Origin of the sequence: Acinetobacter thutiue (assembly GCF_030385805.1) — a bacterium.
In the GTDB taxonomy this organism is placed as follows: domain Bacteria; phylum Pseudomonadota; class Gammaproteobacteria; order Pseudomonadales; family Moraxellaceae; genus Acinetobacter; species Acinetobacter corruptisaponis.
Genome location: NZ_JAUDZE010000003.1, coordinates 100,121 through 118,870 on the forward strand (window position 1 = coordinate 100,121; position 18,750 = coordinate 118,870).

General features: G+C 46.0%; 18 protein-coding genes. 8 read left to right on the forward strand and 10 right to left on the reverse strand.

Annotated features, from left to right (window positions below):
• Window positions 1-132 precede the first annotated feature (132 nt).
• The 4 genes from hmpA (at window position 133) to QTA56_RS09210 (ending at window position 3,807) form a co-directional block, all read left to right on the forward strand.
• Window positions 133-1,344: an NO-inducible flavohemoprotein gene (gene hmpA / locus QTA56_RS09195; protein WP_267980673.1), complete on the forward strand. Its 1,212-nt coding sequence runs from the start codon at window positions 133-135 to the stop codon at window positions 1,342-1,344.
• Between the two features lie 77 nt (window positions 1,345-1,421).
• Window positions 1,422-1,874, forward strand: a complete 453-nt coding sequence (locus tag QTA56_RS09200) for an RrF2 family transcriptional regulator (RefSeq protein WP_267980674.1) — start codon at window positions 1,422-1,424, stop codon at window positions 1,872-1,874.
• A gap of 83 nt (window positions 1,875-1,957) precedes the next feature.
• On the forward strand, window positions 1,958-2,734 hold the full coding sequence (gene yihA / locus QTA56_RS09205) for a ribosome biogenesis GTP-binding protein YihA/YsxC (RefSeq protein WP_267980675.1): 777 nt from the start codon (window positions 1,958-1,960) through the stop codon (window positions 2,732-2,734).
• A 128-nt stretch (window positions 2,735-2,862) separates the two neighbouring features.
• Window positions 2,863-3,807, forward strand: coding sequence for a metal-dependent hydrolase (locus QTA56_RS09210; protein WP_267980676.1), 945 nt, complete (start codon window positions 2,863-2,865; stop codon window positions 3,805-3,807).
• A 52-nt stretch (window positions 3,808-3,859) separates the two neighbouring features.
• Here the strand turns inward: QTA56_RS09210 and QTA56_RS09215 are convergent, their stop codons facing one another.
• Together QTA56_RS09215 and QTA56_RS09220 are read right to left on the reverse strand one after the other, a co-directional pair.
• Window positions 3,860-5,101, reverse strand: a complete 1,242-nt coding sequence (locus tag QTA56_RS09215; protein ID WP_267980677.1) for a dicarboxylate/amino acid:cation symporter — start codon at window positions 5,099-5,101, stop codon at window positions 3,860-3,862.
• Between the two features lie 132 nt (window positions 5,102-5,233).
• Complete coding sequence (locus QTA56_RS09220) at window positions 5,234-6,106, reverse strand: acyl-CoA thioesterase (RefSeq protein WP_267980678.1); 873 nt, start codon at window positions 6,104-6,106, stop codon at window positions 5,234-5,236.
• 357 nt (window positions 6,107-6,463) lie between these two features.
• On the opposite strand from QTA56_RS09220, the gene plsB reads away from it, so the two are divergent.
• Window positions 6,464-9,019: a glycerol-3-phosphate 1-O-acyltransferase PlsB gene (gene plsB, locus QTA56_RS09225; protein ID WP_267980679.1), complete on the forward strand. Its 2,556-nt coding sequence runs from the start codon at window positions 6,464-6,466 to the stop codon at window positions 9,017-9,019.
• Window positions 9,020-9,062: 43 nt separating this feature from the next.
• Here the strand turns inward: plsB and QTA56_RS09230 are convergent, their stop codons facing one another.
• Both QTA56_RS09230 and QTA56_RS09235 read right to left on the reverse strand, forming a co-directional pair.
• Complete coding sequence (locus QTA56_RS09230) at window positions 9,063-10,043, reverse strand: putative solute-binding protein (protein WP_267980680.1); 981 nt, start codon at window positions 10,041-10,043, stop codon at window positions 9,063-9,065.
• 122 nt (window positions 10,044-10,165) lie between these two features.
• Window positions 10,166-10,984, reverse strand: coding sequence for an NAD(P)H-binding protein (locus QTA56_RS09235; RefSeq protein ID WP_267980681.1), 819 nt, complete (start codon window positions 10,982-10,984; stop codon window positions 10,166-10,168).
• Between the two features lie 18 nt (window positions 10,985-11,002).
• Between QTA56_RS09235 and recG the strand changes: the two genes are divergently transcribed.
• Together recG and QTA56_RS09245 are read left to right on the forward strand one after the other, a co-directional pair.
• Entirely contained in the window at window positions 11,003-13,048 is a 2,046-nt protein-coding gene (recG, locus tag QTA56_RS09240; protein WP_267980682.1) for an ATP-dependent DNA helicase RecG, read from the forward strand.
• On the forward strand, window positions 13,041-13,724 hold the full coding sequence (locus QTA56_RS09245; protein ID WP_267980683.1) for a ComF family protein: 684 nt from the start codon (window positions 13,041-13,043) through the stop codon (window positions 13,722-13,724). The genes recG and QTA56_RS09245 overlap by 8 nt, the downstream gene beginning before the upstream one ends.
• Here the strand turns inward: QTA56_RS09245 and QTA56_RS09250 are convergent.
• Window positions 13,678-14,073 (reverse strand): NUDIX hydrolase, encoded by a 396-nt coding sequence (locus QTA56_RS09250; protein WP_267980684.1) that lies wholly within the window; start codon window positions 14,071-14,073, stop codon window positions 13,678-13,680. The genes QTA56_RS09245 and QTA56_RS09250 overlap by 47 nt on opposite strands.
• Window positions 14,074-14,384: 311 nt before the next feature.
• Between QTA56_RS09250 and QTA56_RS09255 the strand changes: the two genes are divergently transcribed.
• The gene (locus QTA56_RS09255) at window positions 14,385-15,398 is read left to right on the forward strand and encodes a CorA family divalent cation transporter (RefSeq protein ID WP_267980685.1); all 1,014 of its coding nucleotides are present in this window, start codon (window positions 14,385-14,387) and stop codon (window positions 15,396-15,398) included.
• Window positions 15,399-15,443: 45 nt separating this feature from the next.
• On the opposite strand, the gene QTA56_RS09260 is transcribed toward QTA56_RS09255, so the two are convergent.
• From QTA56_RS09260 to QTA56_RS09280, 5 genes are read right to left on the reverse strand one after another with little or no spacing between them, the layout of a single operon-like run.
• Window positions 15,444-15,731, reverse strand: a complete 288-nt coding sequence (locus QTA56_RS09260; RefSeq protein WP_267980686.1) for an STAS domain-containing protein — start codon at window positions 15,729-15,731, stop codon at window positions 15,444-15,446.
• An 11-nt stretch (window positions 15,732-15,742) separates the two neighbouring features.
• A complete protein-coding gene (locus QTA56_RS09265; protein WP_267980687.1) occupies window positions 15,743-16,375 on the reverse strand; it encodes an MlaC/ttg2D family ABC transporter substrate-binding protein in 633 nt (210 codons plus the stop codon).
• A 20-nt stretch (window positions 16,376-16,395) separates the two neighbouring features.
• Window positions 16,396-17,073 (reverse strand): outer membrane lipid asymmetry maintenance protein MlaD, encoded by a 678-nt coding sequence (gene mlaD / locus QTA56_RS09270; RefSeq protein WP_267980688.1) that lies wholly within the window; start codon window positions 17,071-17,073, stop codon window positions 16,396-16,398.
• Window positions 17,073-17,852, reverse strand: a complete 780-nt coding sequence (mlaE, locus tag QTA56_RS09275; protein WP_004678635.1) for a lipid asymmetry maintenance ABC transporter permease subunit MlaE — start codon at window positions 17,850-17,852, stop codon at window positions 17,073-17,075. Before mlaE ends, mlaD begins: the two co-directional genes overlap by 1 nt.
• Window positions 17,849-18,667, reverse strand: a complete 819-nt coding sequence (locus tag QTA56_RS09280) for an ABC transporter ATP-binding protein (RefSeq protein ID WP_267980689.1) — start codon at window positions 18,665-18,667, stop codon at window positions 17,849-17,851. Before QTA56_RS09280 ends, mlaE begins: the two co-directional genes overlap by 4 nt.
• Window positions 18,668-18,750: the final 83 nt, after the last annotated feature.

Below are 18,750 nucleotides of genomic sequence, written 5' to 3' on the forward strand. Positions count from 1 at the left end.
TTCTATCAAAAACAATATTATAAATATATTCCATAAAAAATTTATGGTTTTTATTTAAATATATATTGCAAATCCATATTTAAAAATGTATTTTAAATACATCTTATAAATGATAGCCAAGAGAGATCAAAAATGACTCCACAGCAAATTGACCTTGTAAAAGCAACTGTACCTGTACTTCGTGAAAACGGTGTGGCACTGACTGGTTATTTCTATAACCGCATGTTGGGGAATCATCCTGATTTAAAGGAAACCTTTAACATGGGACACCAACGCAGTGGTGCCCAGGCTCAGGCACTTGCAGGCGCTGTGTTGGCATACGCGGAAAACATTGAGGACCCATCTGTGCTGCTGCCTGTGGTTGAACTCATTGCCCACAAGCATGTCAGCCTGAATATTCAGTCACCTGACTACGGTATTGTGGGTGAAAACCTGCTGCATTCAATCAGTGAAGTGCTCAGCATTTCAATGGAAGATCCATTGATTGCGGCATGGGCTGCGGCTTATGGTCAATTGGCTGAATTGTTTATCAACACTGAAAAAGCGATTTATGACCAGCATCAGCAAACCAAAGGCAGTTGGTTGGGCTGGCGTACCTTTAAAATCGCCAAGAAAGTGGTTGAAAGTGATGAAATCACCTCTTTCTACCTTGCACCTGTCGATGGCGGTGAGTTACCAAAATATGAAGCGGGTCAATATATTTCAGTCCGTGTATTTGTTGAGGAACTGGGTTTAAGACAACCACGTCAATATACCTTGTCAACCAGTCCACAAGCAGACTACCTGCGTATTTCAGTCAAGCGTGAAGATGAAAAAGGTGATTTGGCAGGTGGCTGGGTATCAAGCACCTTACATGGCTTGGCTGAGGGTTCAGAAATTGAGGTGTCTGCACCTACAGGCAACTTCTACCTGATTGATAGCAAAAAACGTAATGTGTTTATCAGTGGTGGTGTTGGCTTAACTCCAATGATTGCCATGCTGAATCAATTGGTGACAGAAGATATGCCTCAACCTGTCAGCTTTATTCATGCCTGCCGTAGCAGTCAGGTGCATGCCATGAAACAGCATATTCATGAATTAAAGGCAAAATATCCACGCCTGAGCACATTTACCGCCTACGAGTTCCCACATGAAAGTGATGTACTGGGTGAAGATTATGACGTTGCTGGCCGTCTGGATTTGGCAGCGATGGATGCCGCCTTACTGCCAATCAATGCAGACTACTATCTCTGTGGTCCAATGCCGTTTATGGCGGAACAGCATAAGGCGTTGGTTGCCCGTGGTATTCCTGCCGAAAACATTCATAGCGAGGCATTTGGTACAGGTGGGGTTCGATTGAGCTAATCTGTCCTGCGTTTTGTATAAGGCTAGCCTGTGATAGACTAGCCTTTTCTATTTCAAGCAATCGATTGAGTGAAACCATGCAACTCAATAAATTTACTGATTATGCGCTCAGAATTTTGATGTATATCGCTCGCCCGAGTGATGTACCGTACACGATTGCCGATATTGCGCAAGACCTGCATGTGTCACAAAACCATCTGGTTAAAATCGTTCACTTTATGGGCAAACAGCAGTGGATTGTCACCACGCGTGGCAAGGGCGGCGGTATCCGTCTTAATCCAACAGCCAGACAGCTTAAACTAGGTGAAATCGTTCGTATCTTGCAGGGCAACCATCAAATTGTAGAATGTAACACTCCTCCTTGTGTGCTACGTTCGCACTGTGGTCTGAAAGGTATACTGGATCAGGCACTGGAATGTTTTTATCAGAGTCTTGACCAGTACACGCTGGATGAAGTCCTGCAACACAGTATCCTGCCCTCCTCGCCAAGCTCAAACATTGATTTTTTACAGCTGATTCAAAAAGCCTAGCCACAATCTGGCGATGAGATTCGCACCAATCGCTGACATCCTCTATAATAGTCATTGCTATTTCAATTCAAAAGTAAGCTTCTATGCGTCGTAGTGAAAAATCGAAAGATACCAAAGCCAGACTCGCACCTAAGCAAAAAATCAGTTATGAAAAAAAGATGGACCCTGCTATCACCGAATATGCAGTCCAGTCTTTAAATTGGTTACGCCAAGCTGAATTTTTAATGAGTGCGCCAAAACTGGCTTTATGCGTAGAAGATACGGGTTACGAAATTGCATTTGCTGGCCGTTCAAACGCTGGAAAATCGAGTGCGATCAATGCACTGACCAATCAAAAGCAGTTGGCGCGTGCCTCTAAAAGACCTGGCCGTACCCAGATGATCAACTTTTTTAGCTTGGGCAATCCAGAGCAGCGTCTGGTTGACTTACCTGGTTATGGTTATGCGGCTGTACCTGAAGCGATGAAGATCGTTTGGCAGAAAGAATTAGAAAATTACTTGATCCATCGTAAAAGTTTACAAGGTCTGGTGTTATTGATGGATATCCGCCATCCATTGCAGCATTTCGACCTGATGATGCTGGAATGGGCACACTCACGTCATTTATTTGTGCATATTCTTTTAACCAAGGCCGATAAACTGAATCGTGGCCCTGCCAATAAAACCCTGCTGGAAGTCAAACAGCAATTGAAGAAAATGAAACTGGACTTCTCGATTCAATTGTTCTCATCCCTCAACAGAATTGGCTTGGAAGAGTTGGCTAGCGTGATGGCAGGTCGTTTGAATTACACCCTTGATCAAGCCGTTGAATTTGACCTCAGCCAGATTCCCGAAGCATCAGAAACGGACATTCAAGCGTAAAAAATGCATTTCATGCAACTTGATGCATAAAATAATTTTTAATTGTCCTGAATTGCTAAACACAACTACATGGATGTTTTCATATACTGCTAGTGTTGGTTCATTGCACTATCGATTAGGACTAAACGATGAAATTACTATCATTTGTGAAGAACAAAGTTCTTGGTTCTTCGATTGACTATAAAATTCTCCCACGCAAGGTAAAGTTTGACTGGGAAAACACGCCCGTAGACTGGATTCCTAACCAGCCTTTTGCCAGTTATTTTATTAATGAGATTAATAACATTCTACCTGCTGGTGAGTTCTGGTTTTGCCGCCTGTACAACAAGGTGCTTCCGCAAATCACTGATGAAAAATTAAAGGAAGATGTTCAGGCTTTTATTCGTCAGGAAGCTATGCACGCTGTAGCGCACACCTCTGCGAACAAGGAATATCTCAGCCAGCGCAATATTGATATTCAGCGCAACCTCGACATTATGGACTTCCTGTTCACCAAGGCTTTGGCAGACAAACCATTTGGCAAGGAAATTCCACAGGCCCTTGACCATCAATGGGACTTGTTCCGTCTGGGTGTAATCGCAACCGTCGAACACATGACCTGTGTACTGGGTAAATATGCGCTTTACAACAAGCGCTGGGCGGAACTTGGTGCAGACCCTGAAATGCTGGATTTAATCAAATGGCATGGTTCTGAAGAAATCGAGCACCGTACCGTTGCATTTGACCTTTACCGTCATTTAGGCGGTGGTTATGTCGCACGCTACTACCTTAGTGTTGCCGTGATTATTGGTGTACTGGGCTTGTGGGTAGATGGCGCAGCACACATCATGAGTCAGGACCCGCGTTTTGCAGATAAAAAACCAAGCCTGTTCAAACCGTGGATCTGGATCGAATGGTCAAAGATTGCGCTTCAGGATTCCAAGATTCTGCCAGGTCCAGCCTGGTTGGTCGCCCAGCAGCTTGATTACCTCATGCCGTGGTACGACCCTGTAAAAGAGGGCAATACACAGGATGCCGTGAATTATCTCAATAACTCACCAGCGGCAAAACGTGCCTTACAACCAGCAGCATAATTGATTCAAATAAAAAAGCAGGAGATTAATCCTGCTTTTTTATTGCCAGAATTTAACTTAATTCAGCCTCTGCCTGTTTGGCATAACGATCAACCACCACACTGATCATCATGTCACCCTGCACATTGACCACGGTACGCACTGTATCCAGCACACGGTCAATCGGCAGTAAAATCGCAATGGCCTCCGCAGGTAGTCCAACCGACTGCAACACCATAATCATGGTCACCATGCCTGCACTTGGAATGCCTGGTGCGCCCAAAGATGCGATCATGGCGGTTAGACAGACAATAATTTGCTGGGTCAAACTCAAGTCCAAGCCCATCAGGTTCGCAATAAACAAGGCAGCAGCGGCTTCATACAGCGCCGTACCATCCATGTTGAGCTGTGTCCCCAAGGGAATGACAAAACCCGCAGTTTGTGGACGTACGCCTAAATTTTCCTGGGCACACTGCATACTCAGTGGCATGGTTGCGGAACTTGAGCTGGTTGCAAATGCTGTGACCAAGGCGGTACGAGTTCCTCGAAAAAAGGTAATCGGGTTCATCTTTCCAAAAATCCACAGCAAGGCAGGTAACACCACCGCGCCGTGGAAAATTGTGGTGCCCGTCACCACCACCGCAAACTCAGCCAGACGGCTCAGCACGGAAAGGTCTTCGGTTGCAATCAGCTTGGCAAGCAGGGCAAAAATCCCAATTGGCGCAAGTCGCATCACCCAGCTCACCAGCAGCATCATGATGTTGAAGAATTGCTGACTGATCTTCCGCACCAGGGCAAAACTTTCCCCACCCTTAACCAACGCCGCGCCAATGAACAGTGCAAACAGCACAACCGCGAGTACATTACCCTCACTAAATGCCTTAAAAGGATTAATCAGGGTATTCTGAATAAAGTTGGTGAAAAAGCTGGAGGGGGTCAGGGTATCGGGGGTTTGGTGGTTCTGGATTTCTGCCTGAAAAAGGCTGATGTCAATGCCCTTGCCCACCTCAAACAGATGCGCACAGCCAATCCCTAAAATCAGTGCCAGTGTGGTTGTGGTAAAACAGCACAGTACAGTGATTTTCCAGACCCGTCCAAATTGCCCACCTGCCTGTAAGTTGGAAACGCCAACCACAATTGAGCTAAAGATCAGGGGAATCAACAGCATTTTCAACAAGCCAATGAAAATGCTGCTTAATATGCCCAAACCGTACAGGCTGTAATCGAAGAAAAGTGTTTGTGGATAGGCAATCAACAGGAAACCAAATGCCACACCCAGTATCGCGGCAATTAAAATTTGCGTATTTAGATTCATTATGATGGATAAGACATTTTTAACTTATTGGTACTATGGCACGCTCATGTTGAAGAATCGAGCAATTTTTTGTCACATGCTTATCATTAAAAAAACCATCAAAATGATGGTCTTCTTTTATCAATTCATATATTACTGGGTTTCAATTTCCCTGAGCCGAATCAAGCCTTCCTGCACTGTGCTACAGACCAACTGGCCATTTTGCCACATCCGTCCAAAGTTTAGCCCACGCGAACTGGCACTGATGGTTGCCTCCATATCGTAGAGCATCCAGTCATCTGCACGCAGTGGACGATGGAAATAAATGGTGTGGTCAATACTGGCACATTGTAGATTTGGAGAAATCCATGAAAGACCATGTGGACGCAATGCCGTGGTCATCAAGGTAAAATCTGAATAGAACGCAACGATGGCCTGATGTAACGAAATTTCGTCAATATTCTGAGGAATTTGATCATGGGTACGAATGTAATGTGCGTAATACGGCGCCTCTGGTTGTGGGGCAAATGGATTGACCAATTGAGTTGGTCGAATTTCCACATGACGCTCACGCATAAAACTGGCACGGACATTTTCAGGCACAAAGTTGATCATGCTCTCTTTTAGTTCTTTTTCAGACTTTAACTCTTCTGGCGCAGGGTATTCTGGCTCTTTATGCTGATAGTTCAATCCTTCTTCTGGATTGGCAAAAGATACCATTGCAGAAAAAATCGTACGTCCATGCTGGATCGCCCTGACTTGTCGGCTGGCGAAACTCTTTCCATCACGCAGGGGATCAACCTCATAAATGATAGGTGCATTCACATCCCCGCCATAAAGGAAATAGGCATGCAGTGAATGTGCTGGACGATCTGTGGTGTAGGATGCGGCCCTTAACGCCTGCCCTAGCACCTGCCCGCCAAATACCCGTTTACCGACCAGATTGCGGCTGTTGCCCCGAAAGATATGTTCTTCAATCCGTTCCAGCGTCAATAATTCAACGAGTTCTTGAGTCAAAGCATTCATGTAACCACCTTCCAACACCAATGAGGAGAAATCAACCCAGGCATGAGGACAGTTATAGTGCCACAATAAAACACTGTTTTTAGCTCATGCACAGGGCGAAGTCAGGACAATTCAGATCAACCGTCATGAGCAGCCTGACTTGATTGTGCCATAAATTCCAATAAATATGCTCAGGATAAAATGATTTGTCCGTCACGTTATTCTTATTTATAACCGCTAAAAATACGATTTTTAACGATAAAATCTACCAAATACGCTATATTTTGTCAGAAAATAACATATCGTTTTATGTCAGAATAACGCAGAATGTCGTGCTCATCATGACTTACTGTCAGGATTATGATTTAGGAGTTTGTAATGTCCAAGACTGGATTTGGTCAAATGTATCGCCAACTTTCGAGTAAGTTGCTTGACCTTGTGGTAACCCCGCATGTTCTTGGTGAAGTTCCTACAGAATCCACCGCAGTAGAGCAAAAAAACCAGGATTCAAACAAGCTGGTCTGCTATGTCCTACAAAACTATTCACGCAGCAACGCACTGGTTGTGGATGGGGAAACCCGCCGTCTTCATCTCAAGCCTGCATTGGATGCCTTGAGTTTTGGGACCTACCACGAAAAAAACTCAATCCTGTTTTTGCATCAGAATGAAAATAATTTATTTAACACCCAGACTTTCCCTCCGCGTCTTTTACAATTGATTGAGGCGCTGGAACAGCAGCCTGAAATTGAGGTGCAGCTTATTCCTGTGACCGTACTGTGGGGACGTTCGCCAGATAAAGAGGATTCATGGTTTAAATTGTTGTTCTCCGATACATGGGCGACACCAGGTACGGTCAAACAACTGGTCAATATTGGCCTGCATGGTCGCCAGTCCTATTTAGAGTTCCATGAACCACAATCCTTGCGTGAATTGGTAGATTATGCCAAAGCGCATCACCCAAACATCTCTCCCGCCACCTATATCGCAAGCTCACTGGACACCTATCTTGACCAGCAACGCGAGGTGGTGCTTGGTCCTGACCTGTCTGACCGTCGCAACGTGATGCAATCTGTCATTAAGGCACCAGATGTACAGGATGCCATTCGCCGTGAAAGTATTCAGCATAAAATCAGCATGCTGGAGGCTGAACGCCGTGCCATTGGCTATGTCAATGAAATCGTTTCTGACTACTCGGCATCAGCGGTACGTTTTGCTGACATGGCCTTGACACGTTTATGGACACAGCTTTATGACGGCGTTGAGGTGCATAACTTCAGCACCGTGCGTGAGCTGGCAAAAGACTACGAAATTATCTATACGCCATGTCACCGTAGCCATATCGACTATCTGTTGCTGTCCTATGTGATCTATAAACGTGGTTTGATGATTCCGTATATTGCCGCGGGTGATAACCTGAACCTGCCTTTTGTGGGCCAGCTACTACGTGGTGGTGGCGCATTCTTTATCCGCCGTTCTTTCCGTGGCAATGCCCTGTATACCACGGTATTTAAGGAATATTTATACAGTATCTTGTCGCGTAACACACCGATTGAATACTTTATCGAGGGTGGACGCTCGCGTACAGGCCGCCTACTGCCACCAAAAACAGGGATGCTGGCGATGACCATTCATGGTCATCTACGCGGTCGGGCCAAGCCAATTGTTTTTGTTCCAACCTACATTGGCTATGAACGCCTAATGGAAGGCTCAACCTATGTGGGTGAGATGCAGGGCAAGCCAAAAGAGGCTGAGTCAATCTTTGGTATTGTGAAAACACTGCGTAAAATCGAGCGTATTTTCGGTAAGGTGCATGTCAACTTTGGTGAACCTGTTTTTCTTGATGACATCCTGAAACAGCACAATGCAGACCATATCCAGATTGAAAAGAATGATGCACCGACTCCAGCAGAAATTTCCAGTGTGGTTTCAAGCTCAGCCAACCTGATTCTGGAAAACATCAACCGTGCGGTGGTGGTCAACCCTGTTTCCCTGCTTTCGCTGATCTTGTTGGCAACGCCAAAACATACGCTGGATGAAGAGATTTGTGCAAAACAGCTCGACATTTACCGTGATCTGGCCACCCAGCAACCGTATGACGAGCGCACTCAGGTCACCTCATTATCAGGCAAGGAAATCATTGCCTATGGCATGAAGCTCAAACTGATCAAGCGCGTACAGCATGTGTTGGGCGATATTATTGCGATTGAGGAGAATCAGGCGGTCCTGCTCACCTATTTCCGCAACAATATCCTGCATGCCTTTGTACTGCCATCACTGGTTGCGTCACTGGTTGAGCACAACGGTAAAATTAACAAGACCGATTTAAGCAACGTCATCCGTACCCTGTATCCGTTCCTAAAAGCTGAACTGTTCATGAAATGGCAGCCAGCTGAACTGCAACAGCATATTGATAGCTACATCAATGCTCTGGTACAGATTGGCCTGATCTTTCAGGACCATGATGGCAACCTGTTCAGCCCAACACCAAATAGCGAAGAACACCAGAAACTTGTGACCTTGGCATTGCCTGTGAAACAGAGCCTGGAACGTTATTACATGACGCTTGCGCTGATTACCCAGCGTGGTTCTGGCAATATCTCCACCAAACAGGTTGAGGAGCTGAGCCACTTATTGGGTCAACGCCTGTCTGTGCTCTATGAATTTAATTCACCAGAGTTCTTTGACAAGGCACTGTTCCAAAGCTTTATTAAGGTGCTGACCCAGCAGAATTATATTCGCAACAATGAACAGGGCTTCATTGAATATGATGACAACTTTAGTGAAATGGCGGCAGGTGCCCAGTTGGTGCTTGACGAAGCGACCTTGCAGATGTTGCAGCACATCACCACATTCAGTGATGAGGAATTGGCGACAGCGCTGGAGGCAATGGCTTCACAACAGGCCAAACGCCGCTTGAAACGTAAAAAAGCTTAATATTGCAATTAAAACCTCAAAGCAACTTCGCTTTGAGGTTTTTTTATTTCCGACATTCGAGATATTGCGGATCATCCAGACAACGTAGCCGTCTGATCAGGTCAACAAAATAGGCGTCGTAGTAACCTGAATCGACATAGCGGTTACGGATTTTCGCCACCAATGCCTCATAGCCCTGTTTCTCAAAACTTGAAATATCCGCCCAGTAATAGGCGGGCAAATGGTTCTCCCACTGCATTGCCTGTGCCGCCAGCACATTGCTATTCTTTACGAACCAGCTTCGGATTTGATGGCCAAAACCTGTGGGATAGCTTTGGGGCCGAATCACGATATTGATTGCAAAATAGGCAACAGGAAAGTTGACCACCTGTGTTGAAGCACCAAATTCCTTTTTCATGTTATAAGGCAATACGCCATAAGCGGGTGCGGCCAAAATATCAATCTTCTTTTGCTTGAATAAATCCACCGCATTGGAAAAGTCCACATAGACGGGCTGGGCCGATACACTCTGCACCAATGCCTGTTGTGGGGGATTGTTTTCAAGAATCCCGATTCTCTTGTTCTTTAACTGGGAGACCTTGCTGATCTGCTGGGTGTTCATCATCATGTAGGCTGTACCAATCGGAATCATGCCGAGCACTTCGTAGTCTGACCCCACCATGCGCCTTTCCACATTGGGATGATTGAACAGTTGCAGTAGCATCCGCGCCACACGGTTATTTGAAATTAGGCCAATTCCGCCTGTACTTCCCATAAAACGGTTATAACGGTAAGTATTGAAGTTTGAGGCAACCAGCCCTGAACACTTGCCTTGGTCAAATGTCTGAATCGCCTCACTTTCATTGTTAAAGGTTTTAAATTTCAACTGGACCTGGCTTTGCTGTGCATACAGGCGAATATCCTGCAACCTGCGGCTAATATCCCCCTGAGTCCCCACAGGGTCAAATACACACCAGGTCTGTTCACCCGCCCAACTGTTTGTCGCAATTAATCCGAGAAGCATTGTATATATTATTTTTTTCATCGTTGACCTTTGCTCATTTTCCTGCAATCCATGTGCATAATCCAAGCCATCTGGAAGATACACTGACATCTAATGGCAATAAAAGCCATACCCCGAATCAAAACGCTTGCAGTTTAATCGAATTATTCTGGATTGCCATGTGCCGACAAAGCCGCCGCATAGTCATTAAAGCAAATCAAATGGTCAAATTTAAAATCCATTTCCATCAGTCTGGTGGCATAAATGCGTTTCCCTGTCTGCTGTTCAGATAGCAGCCTCAATGCAGGCAGGCCAAGCTGTTGCTGGAACCAGAGCAGGATTTCATGCATGGGTAAAGGCATGTTATTGGTGACGATATAGCTGGGCTGCACATTCTCCACATCCACAAGCTGAGCCAAAAACCTTGCCAAATCATCAATATGAATACGGTTACTCAAATGAATGGCTGGGTGGGTTGACGTTTGCTCAGCCATTCTTTGCAGACGGGCAACCGATGTTCCATAAATCCCTGTTGGACGAACGATGATGCTCTGCTGGGGATAATGCATCTGCCACAACAACTCCATTTTCCTTAACAGCTTGCCCTGCTCATCGGCAGGCTGGATCAATGACTCATCATCAACCCTCTCCCCTGCATTTTCACCATACACACGGGTGGATGAAACAATGATGATGCGCTGAACAGGGTGTGACTTTAATGCCTGAACAATCGGTTCAACACTGTCCACGTAGGTATGCTGGTAGGCCTCGATTCCCCCTTGTGACGGAGCAAGCAACACATAGACCACATCAATCGGAGCAAATGCGGTCAGGTCGAGCTGGTGAATATCCTGTATCTCATGTGTCGCGTAACAATCTGTTTTTGCACTGCGACTAATTGTGCTAATGTGGTGACCTTGCTCAAATAAGTGTTTAGCAACACGTTGAGATGTTTTACCATAACCAATAAATAAAATATGCATACATATCCCTGACCAAAGATGAACTCAGTCCAGCAATTACAAGGCGTTGGTGCTGCCGCAGCGACCCTGCTAGAAAAGCTCCACATTTTTAGCACGGATGACCTGCTGTTTCATCTTCCGCGTGACTATGAAGATCGTAGCACGATTATTCCAATGAATCAGTTGATGGTTGGGCGCAGTTACCTGCTGGAGGGTGAAGTCAGGTCAGTTGACTTCCCACCTGGCAAAAAGAAGTCACTTGCAGCATTGCTACAGGATGATTTTGGCAAGGTTACTTTACGTTTTTATCATATTTACAAGGGTCTGACCGACCGTATCAAGATTGGGCAACGCCTACGGATTTTTGGCGAGGTTCGGGTCGGCGCGCGTGGTCTGGAACTTTACCATCCTGAAATTCAGGTGATCCAGCAACATACCGCCTTACCCGAAACCCAGCTTACCGCAATCTACCCAAGTACCGAGGGCCTGACTCAACCCAAACTACGGGAATATGTGCGTCAGGCTTTACAGTATCATAGCGATGACCTGCCTGAACTGCTGCCAAGCAAATACAGTAATGGCTATGAGTTGAAAGAGGCCCTGCATTATATCCATGAACCACCAACCGATGCCAACATGTTGCAGCTTAATCAGGGTTCCCATCCTGCACAGCAGCGCCTGATTTTTGAGGAGCTGGTTGCCCATCAGGTCAGTTTGTTGACGCGCCGTGCCTATATCCGCCAGATTGCCGCCCCGCGTTTTAACAGCAGCAAGGTTTTGGCAAAGCAATTACTGAATGGCCTGCCATTCCAGATGACCAATGCCCAGAAACGGGTTTCCAAGGAAATATTGCACGACCTCAAACAGGATCAGCCAATGTTGCGTCTGGTACAGGGCGATGTCGGGGCAGGTAAAACGCTGGTTGCAGCGGTCGCTGTCTGTCATGCGCTGGAAGCGGACTGGCAGGTGGCCTTGATGGCACCAACGGAGATTCTTGCCGAGCAGCACTACTTAAACTTTAAACGCTGGTTTGAACCGTTGGGCATTCAGGTGGCATGGCTGTCAGGCAAGCAGAAAGGCAAGGCACGCGCTCAGTCCGAACAACAGATCAAGCAGGGTCATGCCCAGTTGATTGTGGGCACCCACGCACTGTTTCAGGACAATGTGGAGTTTTCCAAACTCGGTCTGGTGATTATTGATGAACAGCACCGTTTTGGGGTTGATCAACGGCTTGCCCTACGCAACAAGGGTTCAGACCAGTTCACACCTCATCAGTTGGTGATGACCGCAACCCCAATTCCCCGCACGCTGGCCATGAGTGCCTATGGTGATCTGGACACCTCCATGATTGATGAACTTCCACCAGGACGTACCCCCATCCAAACCGTGACCATTCCACTGGATCGGCGCGAGGAAGTTCTGCAACGTATTGCAAAAAATTGTCGTGAAGGCAAGCAGGCCTACTGGGTCTGCACGCTGGTTGAGCAGTCTGAAACACTGGATGCCCAGGCAGCCGAGGCCACCTATCAGGAATTTAAGCAACGTTTTCCTGAGCTCAACATTGGGCTGGTGCATGGCAAAATGAAAGCGGATGAAAAACAGACCGTTATGCAGGCCTTTAAGGACAATGAATTGCAACTGCTGATTGCCACCACAGTGATTGAGGTCGGCGTGGATGTACCCAATGCTTCCATCATGGTGATTGAAAATGCAGAACGGCTGGGGCTGTCTCAACTGCATCAGCTCCGCGGTCGGGTGGGTCGTGGCGCAACTGCAAGTTTCTGCGCCCTACTCTATAAAACCCCGTTGTCACAGAATGGACAGGAACGCCTTTCCATTCTACGGGAAAGCAATGACGGCTTTGTGATTGCTGAAAAGGACCTGGAAATTCGTGGCCCAGGTGAATTGCTGGGCACCAAACAGACAGGTGAGATGGGCTTTCGCGTGGCCCGTTTGGAACGTGATGACCATTTGCTTAATCAGGCGCATTATGTGGCGGCACAAATCCTCAAGGATTACCCACAACATGCTAACGGCCTGCTCAAACGCTGGCTGCCTGAAGCACCAAGATACGCTTATGTTTAAATTACTTGGCAGATCAGCACAACAGGTTTTTGATTATTTCACTCCATGCAGCCTGTGTGACATTGGCGTAAAACAGCATTTTGGTGTGTGCCAAAGTTGCTGGCAACAACTGCCGTGGTTGAGACAGCACATTACCCGTAACCAGCAGCAGGTGTTTGTTGCCTGCCATTATCAATACCCAATTGACCGCATCATTCAACAGTTTAAATATGAGCAAAAACTGCATCATCAACGTTTATTGAATGGCCTTTTGCTACAGCTCAAGCTTCCCAAAGTCCAGGCCATAGTGCCAATGCCAATTTCCACAGATCGCTTGGTAGAACGCGGTTTTAACCAGAGCCTACTATTGGCTAAAGTGCTAGCACATAACCTAAATGTTCCTGTCTGGCAGCCTGTACAACGTCTGGCACAACACTCACAAAAAGGCTTTTCACGTCTAGAGAGATTGGAAGATATTGAGCAGCAATTTATTGCCGACCCATCAGGAAAAGTCCGCTATCGAAAGGTGCTGATTGTGGATGATGTGGTGACTACAGGAAGTTCCATTACCGCCTTGTCGAAAGTGCTGGAACAGCTCGGCTGCCAACAGATCCATAGTGTATGTTTGTCAGCCGCACAACATCGCGAGTCTAGCTTACAAGGTTTTGCTGACACCATGGAATCACCACCTCTTTAGTCAGTGGTGCCAATACTGTGGACTGATCATCCAAATTGATCCACTTCATCTCAGCAATTTCAGCCGCAATTTGTGGAACCTGCTTGAGTTCAACTGAATAAACATAGCTCACCAGAACATGGCCTGGTTCATTTGCTGCCGCCGTTTCAAACTGCCCGATAAACTGTTTAATCTCACATTCACAGCCAATCTCCTCCAAAATCTCACGCTGGATGGTCAGTTCAGGTGCTTCGTTCAGGTCCAGTTTTCCACCCACCTGCATAAATGCCTGCGTATTCTGTTTACGCACTAGAAGCAGTTGATTCTGCTCATTTAGAATGACAGCCGCAGCCACAGTAATCGTTTTCAATACCCTTTCCTCACACTTAAATTTCAACTGATGCATTCATTACAATGGAACTAAACAACCATAGATTTGGTATTGTCCTGCTCAGCCATGACTCATCTGGACAACGATAATTCTTTAGATCAACAGCCCCTAGATTTCATACAATTAAAACCGTTTTATATAACTGTCATGCTGCTAAAGTAGACTATGTAACAAGATTTTTAACAAAATAACGTTTAGGCAAGTGTTTTTCAGCCGATCCTTGTCTAAAATACACGCTGACTTTCTATGAAAGCAGAAAGTCTGATATTGACTGCGCGAGGAAAAAAGACATGCTTGAAGCCTTTTATGCCACAGAGCGCGGTAGTCTGGAAGATGCAACCATCAACGGCAGCTTTGATCTGCACCCTGAACTGGTGTGGATTGACCTCATCGCCCCCTCGCAGGAAGAACAACAATGGGTGCTGGATGCCTATGACCGTAACCTGCCCACCTTAAAGTCACTTGAAGACATTTCCTCATCGGCACGATTTTACCGTGATGACGATGGTATTTTACATATCAGCACCTATTTTTTAACAAAGAATAAAAACTATCAGGTGGATGGAGATGCGGAAGAATCATCCCACATGCTGGCAATGGTGCAAACGGTTGCGTTCATTTTGCATAAAGACCGCCTGTTTACCCTGCGTGGTGAAAAGCTGGTGGCGTTCCGTGCGTTCCGTGCGCGTGCGCGGCGCAATGACTATGACATGGACTATAAAGATCCGACCTGGATTTTATTGGGCCTGCTTGAGGCAAAGCTGGATGAACTTGCGGATATCCTCGAAGATATCCACAAAGACTTGGAAAGATACTCAACCGAAGTGTTGAATAACCATCACCGTGAAAAGGTACTGGATCTGGATGACATGATTACGCGTCTGGCACAGCAGGAAGACATGCTCGGAAAAGCCCAGCTGTGTTTGATTGACCTACGTCGGGTACTGACCTTTTTATCTCGTCCACGTGCCTTGGGCAGTCATATTTATGATGCCGATATTCGCGAGTTAAGTGAGGATGTTCGCTCGCTGGTTGAACATGACGCTTTCCTGTTCCAGAAAGTACGCTTCTTGCTGGATACCACCTCTGGGTTCATTAACACCGAACAGAACGACACGATTCGTCGATTCTCGATTTTACCCAGTATGCTTGCCCCTCCGATGCTGATCGCCAGTATTTATGGTATGAACACTGACGTGCTTCCCTTTGCACATGGCAATCTCAGTTTCTGGATTGTCACTGGCATTTTGATGGCATTTCTGGTGTTGCCGATGGTGTATTTCCGCTGGAAAAAATGGATTTAATAAAAAAGCACCTGACGGTGCTTTTTTATTTCGACAAGATTTTGATCAAATTAACTTCAAGTCATCCTGTAGATGGCTGGCCTGGATGATTTTCAGCATCTTCTCAGAGACATTTTTAAAATGCAGGCCTTTGTTCTCAGGTGTTTGGCGCAACCATTGCACCAATACCGCCAAAGACAAGGTATTACCATTTTCAAGCTGAGCCAAATCAACAACCAAGGGGAAAGCCTTGTGCTGTTGAATATGCTTTAATCCAGCCTGATAAACCTGTTCCGCATTTTCAAAGTTAATCGTCTTGGAAACAACTAACTGCTGGTCAATATACTGAATCACCCGTCACCACCTTATTTTTTGCTTACGGCAGCATCTGCATCTGGTTTAAAGGTTGCAATCGCTTTATTGATATCACCACCATTACGCTGAACAGTTGCCGCAAACTGGTTACGGAACTGTAAACCAAGGTCAATACCAGACACATTGATATTACGTACTTTCCACTGATCGCCCTTGTCGTTTAACTGGAACGACACAGGAATCTTTTCGCCATTGTGCAGGAAGTCCAGCGTCACCACAGGGTTTTTACTGTTTGACGCTTTATAAGGGCGCATGGTGTAGCTTTCGTTGGTATATTTTGCAAAAGCACCACCATAGTTTTCGATGATCACTTCACGGAAGTTTTTCTCAAACTGGGCACGCTGTGCAGCATTGGTATATTGGTTATTGGCATAAGTACCCAACACAATACGTGTAAACGCCTGTGAATCTACATATGGGTCAAGATTTTGACGAATAATCGTTCTTACCAAAGCTGGGTTATTCTGTAATTTCGCATTATCTGCTTTTAAACGGGTAATCAGCCCATCAGCAACACGCTTGACAAAATCAGGTGGAGTTTCTGTTGGTGCTGCAAATGCTGTGGTTGCAAGCATAGCTGATAATACGCTTGCTGTTAGCGTTTGTTTCAATAATGTGTTCACGGACAATCTCCTAACCTAAATTACTCAGCGAAAGATGGTTCTGCTTCAGCGGCGGCTGGCTGTGAAGTTGAACCCTCTGTTGCGGTTGAGCCAGTTGTGGCTTTACCAGCACCACCTGTAATAAATTTGCTAATTAAATCTTCTAAATCCATTGTACCCTGGGTATTTGAAACCACGTCACCACGTTTAAGGTAGTTCACACCACCACCTGGCACCACTTTCAAATATTTCTCACCCAGAAGACCATTGGTTGCAACCATAATATAAGCATCCTCATCCAGACTGGTGATGGAGGTCATGTTGCGGATGAGTTGCTGTTCCATTTCTTTTTGTTTCGCGGCATCCGCCTGCTCATAGTCAGCGCTGTAGCGCAATTCTTCAAGTGCGTTCTTCTGCACTTCCTTGAGTTGCTCTGGACTAAAGCTGGTTAACTTACCATCAAGGTCAAACTTGACTGTTGCCAGACGCGACACTGGATCAAGGGTAATGGATTCTACACGGCCAATGGTGACACCACTCATGGTTACCTTGGCACGTGGTTTTAAACCATTCACATTATCAAACTGCGCTGTCATGCTGTAGCTGTCACGTAAATTGGTACCGACTAAGCCACTGACCTTCATCGCAAGAAAAAATAGAGCGATACCGAAGATAATGACAAAAATACCTACGGCCAGCTCACTAGTACGTGATTTCATTAAATCCCTCCGAACATGACCGCAGTCAACACGAAATCAAAACCTAATACACAAAGTGAAGAATATACGACCGTTCTGGTCATTGCAGTCGCGATACCTTCAGGTGTCGGGTCACAGGCATAGCCCTGATAGACCGCTACCCATGTACAAATCAGGGCAAATACAATACTTTTAATAATGGTGCCATTGAAAATGTCATGCCAGAACTGCACGCTGCTTTGCATGCCACTCCAGAATGAACCTTCATCAGCACCCAAGAAATCAACACCCACCATCTTGCCGCCAATAATGCCAATGGTTGCAAAAATCACGGTGAGCATTGGCAAGCTGACAATCCCTGCCCATAAACGAGGGGAAACAATTTGACGAAGTGGATCAACCCCGATCATTTCCATACTGGCAAGCTGTTCACTCTGCTTCATGGAACCAATTTCAGCAGTCAGTGCTGAACCTGCACGGCCTGCGAACAGCAAGGCAGCCACCACAGAGGCCAGCTCACGCAGTAATGTCAGTGAAATTGCTGTACCCAGCATCGCCTCACTGCCAAAGGTGACCAGAATGCTATACATCTGCAAGCCAAGAACAGCACCAATAAATAAGCCTGAAACTGCGATAATCAGCAGGGACATCACCCCGACACGATACATCTGGTACACAAAACGCTGAAAGCCACCTTTGGATGGCATGGAAAATAAAACTTGCAGGAGCATTAACGCCGCAGCACCAATTCCCTTTATTCGCTCAATAACGAGTCTACCTAGCCAGGCAATCGCATTCATGGACGAACCTCGTTATCTAAATATGCTTGGTGTGTAAATTGATATTCGACAGGTCCCTCAACCGAACCTGTTAAAAACTGGCGCACAAATGGCGATGCGTGATTTTTTAATTGTTCAGGTGAACCTTCACCCTGAATTTTGCCTTCCGCTACCACATAAATATAGTCAGCAATCGACAGTGTCTCTGAGACATCATGTGAGACAACAATGGTCGTTAAATCCAACGCTTCACGCAGGGAACGGATGAGGCGGGTCAATACGCCCATCACAATCGGGTCCTGTCCTGCGAACGGCTCATCATACATAATCAGTTCAGGATCAAGTGCAATGGCACGTGCCAAAGCCACACGGCGGTTCATACCACCCGAAAGCTCAGTTGGCATCAACTGCTCAGCACCACGTAAACCGACGGATTCAAGTTTTAATGCCACCAGTTCTGCGATGAGGTGTTCTGGCAATTTGGTATGTGCACGAATCGGGAATGCCACATTTTCATAGACCGACATATCAGTAAACAGTGCACCACTTTGAAATAACATACCCATACGGGCACGTGCAGCAAACAACTCATTGCGTGACATGGATGCAATATTTTTACCATCCAGTAGAACTTCACCCTGATCGGGACTCAGTTGTCCACCAATCAAACGCAATAGAGTAGTCTTACCTGTACCTGATGGTCCCATAATGGCAGTAATTTGACCACGTCGAATTTTAAGGCTGATATCGTTATAAATGACGCGTTCTCCTCGATTAAAGCTCAGGTTTTTAACTTCAATTAGGGCTTCGCTATCGAGAGGAGATTTGTTATTCATAATGGCATTCATTCCTGCACTTTTTATGCACGCATACTATACACTGAAAGATTAAATCGTTGTTTTTATTTTGATAAGCGACG